The organism is Actinocrinis sp. (genome assembly GCF_035650855.1).
In the GTDB taxonomy this organism is placed as follows: Bacteria; Actinomycetota; Actinomycetes; order Streptomycetales; family Catenulisporaceae; genus Actinocrinis.
The window spans coordinates 21,828-29,190 of sequence record NZ_DASRGV010000389.1 but is presented as its reverse complement, the minus strand read 5'-3'; the positions used below and the strand labels follow the sequence as shown (position 1 = coordinate 29,190).

General features: G+C 70.7%; 4 protein-coding genes and 1 pseudogene. All 5 read right to left on the bottom strand.

Features of this window, described 5'->3' with window-relative positions; translation table 11 throughout:
- Positions 1 to 248: pseudogene (locus VFB40_RS27515) on the bottom strand (hypothetical protein); the annotation flags it as partial.
- Between the two features lie 113 nt (positions 249 to 361).
- Entirely contained in the window at positions 362 to 2,209 is a 1,848-nt protein-coding gene (locus VFB40_RS27510; RefSeq protein WP_324855785.1) for an ATP-binding cassette domain-containing protein, read from the bottom strand.
- On the bottom strand, positions 2,202 to 4,055 hold the full coding sequence (locus VFB40_RS27505) for an ABC transporter transmembrane domain-containing protein (RefSeq protein ID WP_324855783.1): 1,854 nt from the start codon (positions 4,053 to 4,055) through the stop codon (positions 2,202 to 2,204). Before VFB40_RS27505 ends, VFB40_RS27510 begins: the two co-directional genes overlap by 8 nt.
- Positions 4,056 to 4,189: 134 nt before the next feature.
- Positions 4,190 to 4,312, bottom strand: a complete 123-nt coding sequence (locus VFB40_RS27500; RefSeq protein ID WP_324855781.1) for a SapB/AmfS family lanthipeptide — start codon at positions 4,310 to 4,312, stop codon at positions 4,190 to 4,192.
- A 24-nt stretch (positions 4,313 to 4,336) separates the two neighbouring features.
- Complete coding sequence (lanKC, locus tag VFB40_RS27495; protein WP_324855779.1) at positions 4,337 to 7,084, bottom strand: class III lanthionine synthetase LanKC; 2,748 nt, start codon at positions 7,082 to 7,084, stop codon at positions 4,337 to 4,339.
- Positions 7,085 to 7,363: the final 279 nt, after the last annotated feature.

Sequence of the window (7,363 nt, the reverse complement as noted above, 5' to 3'; positions counted from 1 at the left end):
AGCTCGGTGAGGTGCTTCGTCGAGGTGCTCGACCACTTGGCCAGCAGCGCCTCGTATCCCGCGCCCTGATACGCCTGGCCGAGCTGCTGCACCGTGCCGTGCGCCTGCTCGTGCGCGTCCTGGAGATTGGTGGCGAACTCGCGCACGTGCTGCCCGAACTCGCGCACCTTGTCCTCGTTGATCATCGGCCAGTTGATGCCGATGAAGTTGAGGAACTGCGCCACCTCACTCGGAAGCTCGATCGCCATCCCGTTGCCTCCCCGTTGCGCTGGCGAACGACTGCTTGCGGCGAGTCTCGCAGAGTGCTCCGTTGCTGTCCACGGTTCTGAATCCGTTGCTCGACACCGGAAACAGCGATATGTCAGCTCACTGTGAGAGGCGCGGGGGCGGAACGGCGGCGGCCGACGAGTTCGGCGTACTGCGGGCAGCGCGCGGCGAGTTGCGCGTGTGTGCCGAGTTCGGTGCGCTCGGCGTCGAGCAGCAGCACGCGGTCCGCGCGCCGGGCGGAGCCGAGGCGGTGTGCGACCAGGACGACCGCGCCGGGCCGGTCGCGGAAGGCGGCCTCGGCGCGGCGTTCCGCGGCGTGGTCGAGGTGGCAGGTGGCCTCGTCGAGCAGCACGATCGGCGCTCGGGAGAGGTGCGCGCGGGTAAGGGCGAGCAGCTGCCGCTGGCCGGCCGAGAGCAGCGCGGGGACGAGGCGCGCGTCCAGGCCGCCGAGCGTGTCGAGCAAGGCCGACGAGCCGACGAGCCCGGCGGCCTCGGTGATCTCGGCGTCCGTCGCGTCAGGGCGCAGATAGGCGAGGTTTTCGCGGACCGTGCCCGCGAAGATGTACGCCTCCTGGGGAATAAGGACTCGAAACTCGGGGAGCCGGTCCGCCGGGATCGAGGTGAGCGGCGCACCGAACAGGGCCACGCTGCCCGACTCGGGGGGCAGCAATCCGGCCAGCAGGTTCACCAGGGTGGACTTGCCGGCTCCGCTCGGGCCGACGATCGCGAGGTGCTCGTGCCGGCCGATGCGCAGATCGAGGTTCGCGACGACGGGATCGGAGTGCGGGCCGTAGCGGAAGCAGAGGCTTGACACGTCGATGGCCGCGGCGGCAGAGGCGATCCGGAGCGAGGGAACCGGAGGCGTCGCGGCATTCGGTCCGGGCGCCGACTCGGTCGGTGCGACAAGTCCGCCTTCGGCAAGGCGCCGCACGGCGACCGACAGCCGCAGCGCGGACGCCCCGACGCCCTGAACCAGCGTGCGCAACGCAGGCTCCAGATTGACGGCGACATAGGTCAGCGCCCCGACCAGCGCGCCGGCGGTCAGGCCGTGCCGCAGCAACGGTCGCGCCGCGAGCAGGATCAGCAGCAGCGGGACGTTGCCGCCGAAGACGACGATCGCGCGCCGCGCCGCGCCGAAGCCCGCGAGCGCGCGACTGAGCCGGTATTGCTCGTCCACAGCCGCGCCGACGCGCGCCGCGATGCGCGGCTCGACTCCCGCGGCGGTGATGTCACGCAGCCCTTCGATTGTTGTTCCGGCGAGCACCGCGACCCGCTCCTCGGCAAGGAAAGCAGCACGCTGACGCGAGATCATCGGACGCAGCAGCACCGCGAACCCGAGCAGCGAAAGCAGCAGCGGCCCGACGACCAACGCGGCGAGCGGCAGCGCGAGCGAGGCGAGACCGATGCACACCGCGATGGCCGTGACCGCGAATTGCCGCAAGACGAGCAGTTGCCCGGCGACGACGTCCCGCACCGTCTCGACCTGCCGGGTCAATCGCGCCACCGGTGCCGCGCCGAGCGGTCCATGCTCCGCGTCACCGCCGCATGCGCGTGCCAATGTCCCGTGCACAAGTGCCGTAACGAGGGCGTCGCGCAACGGCTCGACGACGTCGCCGAGCCGGGGATACATCGCGCGAGTACCGAGAGCGCCCAAGGCGGTGACGGCGCCGAGAGCGAGCAGCCAAACCAGTCCAATCATTGCCCGCCCGCGAAGGAAGCCCTCGTCGAGTGCGGCGGCGACGAAGCGGCCGGAGACGAGTGCGGGGGCTGATTCGAGCAACGACCAGGCGAGCAGCGCGCCGAGAGCGCGGCGTCGGCGCAGAACTTCGGCCGTGATGAAGCGGAATCCGGCTGCGGCGGGCGAAGATGCGGAGGCGGAGCCGGGCGCACTCGCGGAGGCGGAGGCGGGACTCTCCGAGCCCGGCGTGGTGCGGCTAGTCATGCCCGGCTCCAGCGTCGCCGAAAACACGTCCGCTGCCGAGTTCCGGCTCCACTTCACCATCGACTTCGCGTCCACTGCCGAGATCCGGCTCGTCTTCGCCGTCGAGCAGCGCCCTGTATTCAGGTTCTTCCCAAAGCTCGTGGTGCGGTGCCAACGCGCGCAAGGCGCCGTTCTCCAGCCAGGCGACCAAATCGGCGCGAGCCGCGGCGGCTGCTCGATGCGCGATCACGATCCGGGTCCGACCCGCCGTCGCCGACTCCAGCGCCGCGCCGACCCGCGCCTCGGTGACCGTGTCCAGTGCGGCCGTCGCGTCGTCGAGCACGATCACGCGAAGGCCGGCACCCGCGCGGGCCAGCGCGCGGGCGAGACCGAGGCGCTGAGTCTCACCGCCGGAAAGCGGAGCCCGCTCCAGCGGCGTGTCATAACCCTCTGGCAGCTTCCTGATGAAGCCGTCCGCGGCTGCGGCCGTGGCTGCGCGCTCGACGCGCTGCCGTTCCGCGCCTAAGCCGATCGTTTCGCGGACCGTTTCTCCGAGCGGCGCGGGGCGCTCGAACGCGTACCCCACCGCGCCGCGTAGCGCCTCGCGCGAGAGCTGTGGCAGTGCAACGCCGTCGAGCGACACGATTCCGGCGTCCGGATCGATCAGCCGCCCGGCGAGCGCTGCCAGCACGCTCTTCCCCGATCCAGACGCCCCGACCACGGCCAGTTCGACGCCGCCGGGAACCGTTAAATCAAGGTTCTCGATAACCGGGCCGTCCGTGCCCATGACCGTGACCCGGTGAAACTCCAGCTGGCCGCCGCCGGACGAAGGCAGGTCGCGTGCGCCGTACGACATGCGCGGCAGGCCTTCGGTCTCGGCCAGGCGCATGGCCGCACCCCGAGCCTGCGCGAGGGCCAAGGCGGCCTGGGTGGAGGAGAAGAACCCGAGGCCGAGCGCGGCATAGCTCGCGGCGGCGAGCACCTGGCCGACCGCGAGGCGCCCTGAGGTGAGGCCGAAGCCCGCCACCGCCAGCACGGCGGTCTGGGTGAGCGCGAAAAGCAGCATGCTGCGCCAGCCGGCGACGCGTTGGGCCCGCCACAGTGCATTGCCAACCGTCGACAGTTCGGGCACCGGCACCAGGACGCGCGCGGCCTCGGTGTCCCTGGTGCCCGAGGCGCGGATGGTGCGAATCCCGCTGAGCGCGTCGAGCAGCCGCGCCGCGATCTCGCTCTGCGTACGCTGATATGCCGCAGCCAGATCCCCGGTCTGCCGAATGAAGGAACGCAGAATCAGAGCTCCGGCAGGCACCGTCACCGCGAATGCCGTGACCAGTCGCCAATCGATCAGCGCGAGCGCGACAAGGCCGCCTGCCGACATCACGAGGTCGGCGGTCGCGTTGACGATGGCGACCGGGGCGTTGGCCGCGTCCGGAGCCGCGCCGACGAGCCGGCCGACCAGGTCGCCGGGGGCGAAGCGCCGCGTGGCGGCCGGACCGGTGCTGAGCAACCTGTCCATCAGCCGTCGGCGCAGCGAGGCGGTGGCGGCGGCGCCGCAGTAGGGCTGGCCGAACTCGGATACGAGGTTTGCGACGGTCAGGGCGGCGAGCACGATGCCGAATTGCAGCACGGCGCGCGTCGGCTCAGCGGACGAAGCACCGGCCGGGGCCGGGTTCGAGATCACGGCGTCGACGGCGTGCGCAAGGGCGGCGGGGAGGAGGACTACGAGGGCTGATGCGGCGAGCGTGGAGACGGCCGTGACGGTCGTCCAGCCGGAATGGTGACGTGCGACTTCGAGCAGCAGGCGATCGGCTCGCCGCCGGGCCGCCGCGCCGGAAAGCGTCTGCGCGTTCGCCGTGCCGTCACTCATCGCACCACTCATCCTCAGACTCCCTTCCGGACGCGACCGGGCGTTCCCCGCGCCCGAGAGCGCGGGGAACGCCAATCTGAGTGCTAGACCCGCCGCGATGATCCGCGCACAGATCTCTCAGGCCACTGCTGCCGTCAGACGCAGAGGATGACGCTCGCGGCGGACACGCAGCTGAGCAGGCTCACGGTCGAGGCGCCGCCGCCGCCGTTGCGCTCGGTCGCCGGAGCTTCCAGACCCTGCAGGTCGAGGATCGCCATGATCTTCTGCCTTTCTGGTAGGGATCAATCTCTTGCCATCTCACGGCCGGAAGGCCGGGAGTCTGTGTGGGCACCGCTGTGTGCCCGCGCGCCGACACCGGTGCCGGCGCGATAGGAGGTGCCGAACGGCAGTCCTGTTCCCGTTCCCAGCGCCGCGTTGAGCGCCAGCAGGACGCCTGCGCTACCCGACGCGAGATCCATCGAGAGCCGCAGGAGCTGGTCGCCGGGGAACGCCAGGTGCCCCTGGTAGGACACCGCGTGCCACATCAGCCTGCGGATTTGCCGGTCGAGCACCGCTGCGGCGTCCAGGTCGCCGAGATCGACGCCCGCGTCCCGCAGCCGCGCCAGGTATGCGATGAGGCCGGCGCGCCCGTTGAACAGGCCGGGCTGGATCACGAAGTCGACGTCGCAGGCTCTTGCGATACCTGGTTCGATCGCGGTCAGCGGCGAGTCGGGCCGGTGCGCGAGATAGTCGCGCAGCACGATTCCGATGCCGGTGCTGCCGATCTCGAGGTAGGGCAGCACCCTGTCTCCGTCGGCGACCTGAACCGTTCCGTCCGCCATGTTCCGGCAGGCGTCGAGGTCGCGGCGCAGCGCGGTCTCCGCGAGATCGAGCAATCCGGGATCGCCGGTCTCCTCGTAGAGGCGCACCGCGAGCAGGGCCGCGCCGGAAGCGCCGTGCGCCAGGCCCTCGCGTGCCTCGCCCATCCGCTCGACCTGCCGCGGACCGCGTACGGCCAGCTGCTCGGCAAGCCGGTCGGCCGCGCGCAGCGCCGAGTCGCGCCATCCGCTCTCCCCGGTCGACCGCGCGAAATGCAGGTCCACCAGGCCGATTCCGGCCAGGCCCTCGGCCAGATCCAGCAGGCCGTCCTCGATCCCGGCGCTGGTCAGCTTCGCGTCCGCGAGCCGGTCAAGCAGCTGCAACGCCTCGTCCTGCCGCCCGATGACGTCCAGGGCGTAAGCCGTTCCGTGCGTTCCAATGAGCGCACCGGGCTTCAGCGGATCGCGCCAGCTCGCGTCGATCAGCCAGTCCGCTTGCTCGGGGTCGATCCGCGCGCCTGCCGCATGCAGCGCGTACAGCACGCCGGCCGCGCCGTAAGCCAGACTGTGACCGTGGCCGCCGTGGCTGAACTGCTCGATGTCGCCGGGGAAGAGCCGGTCGGTGCGATCGGGTGTCGCGGCGGCGGCGATCCCGGCGCTGAGCGACGCACGCAGCGCGGGCCAGTCGTGTGAGCCGGCCGGGTCGAGCAGCGTGGCCGGGTGCGCCCGCCTTCCGTCTCTTTCTTCGCCTTCGTCGCTTCGGCCATTCGCTCCGGCTCGCGCGGTGGAATCGGCCGCGCGGGAACTGACCGTCTGGAACGTCTCGGAGTTGAAATACCGTTCGTCGAAGTAGTTCTCCGGCAGCGGGAAGACGGCGCGGATCGCGTCCATGAGCTGCCCGGCCTTCTGCCGATCCAGGTGCATCATCGCCACCAGCGGCATGAGCAGCCAGATCCGCAGGCTGGCCAGCGCGTACCGGTCCACCTCGAATCCGCGCAGGGTACGCGGCGCGGCGAAGCCTCCGGCGCCGAGCCGCGGCGGCGTGTAGTCGTCCGCGGGCGAGGCGAGTTCGAAGTCGAGGAAGACCACGCCGCCGTCCGGCCGCACCATCACGTTGTTCGGGTGCAGGTCGCCGAAGACGATGCCGCGCTGGTGGACGGAATCCAGCGCCCGCTCCACGTTGTCGGCGATCTGCACGGCCCACCGCGCGTATTCCGCGAGCTTCTCAGGACCCTGGCTCGGATGTACCAGCGGGTAGTCCCGCACGAAGGCGGCGTTGAGGGTTTCCCCTTCTACGAAGGTCTCGACGAGGAAGTGGTGCTCCCACGCGGTCGCGTATTCGACCACCTCAGGGACGCAGTCCAGGCCGCGCAGCCGGTCCAGGATCGCGTGCTCGTGCCGCAGCCGGGTGATCGCGTCGATGCCGCCTTGGTCGAGCCCTGAGTGCGGGCGGCCCTCCTTGAGCACGACTTTCCCGCCGCCCGCCACCTGGGGATCGTTCGGCCGGCCCAGGTAGATTCCGCCGCCGTTGGAGAAATGCAGCACCCGCTCGATCTGGTAGGGCAGGTCGAACCGCTGGGCATCGCGCGCCGCGAGCTGAGGTTCCAGGCAGGCGGGCAGCTTCACCCAGTCGGGCAAGGCGAAGACCGGTCCGCGCCGGTCGCTTTCCATGCTGCCGTCCGGACGGCGCAGCGCCAGTTCCCGCGAGCCGTCGGCGCCGACGTGGTAGAACTCTGCGAACGCGCCGAACCGGGTGTAGAGCGGGCCGTCGTTCCATCGCAGGTCACTGAGTACGTACGGCCCCGGCTCGCCGCCGACGAGCGCGTCGAGCGCGGTGAGGGTACGCTCGAGCGCGACTTCGTCCAACGGGTATAGAGTGAGAAGTTTCCCACTGGCACCACGCGGCGCGTATTTGCTGTTCTGCATCAGCAGGGCGGCCGGCCCGCGCAGGAACTTGAACGCGACGCCCCGCTCGAAGCAGTATCCGCACACTTTCTCCAGGACCCGCTCGGCGTTGGCCGGCGTGGCGGAGACGTGAATCTTCCAGCCCTGCAACGGAAGCCGCACGCCTTCGGGCTGGTAGACGGCCCACAGGTCGCGGTCCTCGCGGCGCCAGCCGGCCGGGACCGGGCCGGCGGCCGCCGCGAAGTCGGCGACGGTACGCTGCCAGCGCTCCGGGGTGTCGTAGAACACCGGATCGGCGAAACAGAACGGTTCGTAACGCGCGTCCATCGCGGGGCAAACCCTCCCAAAGCTTCCGGTGCCGCGTCCGGTGCGTGCCGTTCGGCCCGCACATTCGAAGTGGAGCACCGGCCTTCCGCGATTCGCGCCGCTCCCGACCAAACGCCGTCCAACCTCCGACCGCTCACCGACCATCCGAACGGCGTTTCAGTGAACGGGGGCACTCACAAAATGAAACTCAGCGGGCGAATGCGCCGCCCTATCGAGTGAATCTGAGCCCCCCGGGGCGCGCCCGCGACGCCGCGTGGATCCGGCGCTTACGCGCAGTAC

Coding starts and splice junctions, on each gene's coding strand:
- VFB40_RS27510 (WP_324855785.1), bottom strand. CDS start 2,209: ATGACTAGCCGCACCACGCCGGGCTCGGAGAGTCCCGCCTCCGCCTCC.
- VFB40_RS27505 (WP_324855783.1), bottom strand. CDS start 4,055: ATGAGTGACGGCACGGCGAACGCGCAGACGCTTTCCGGCGCGGCGGCC.
- VFB40_RS27500 (WP_324855781.1), bottom strand. CDS start 4,312: ATGGCGATCCTCGACCTGCAGGGTCTGGAAGCTCCGGCGACCGAGCGC.
- lanKC (WP_324855779.1), bottom strand. CDS start 7,084: ATGGACGCGCGTTACGAACCGTTCTGTTTCGCCGATCCGGTGTTCTAC.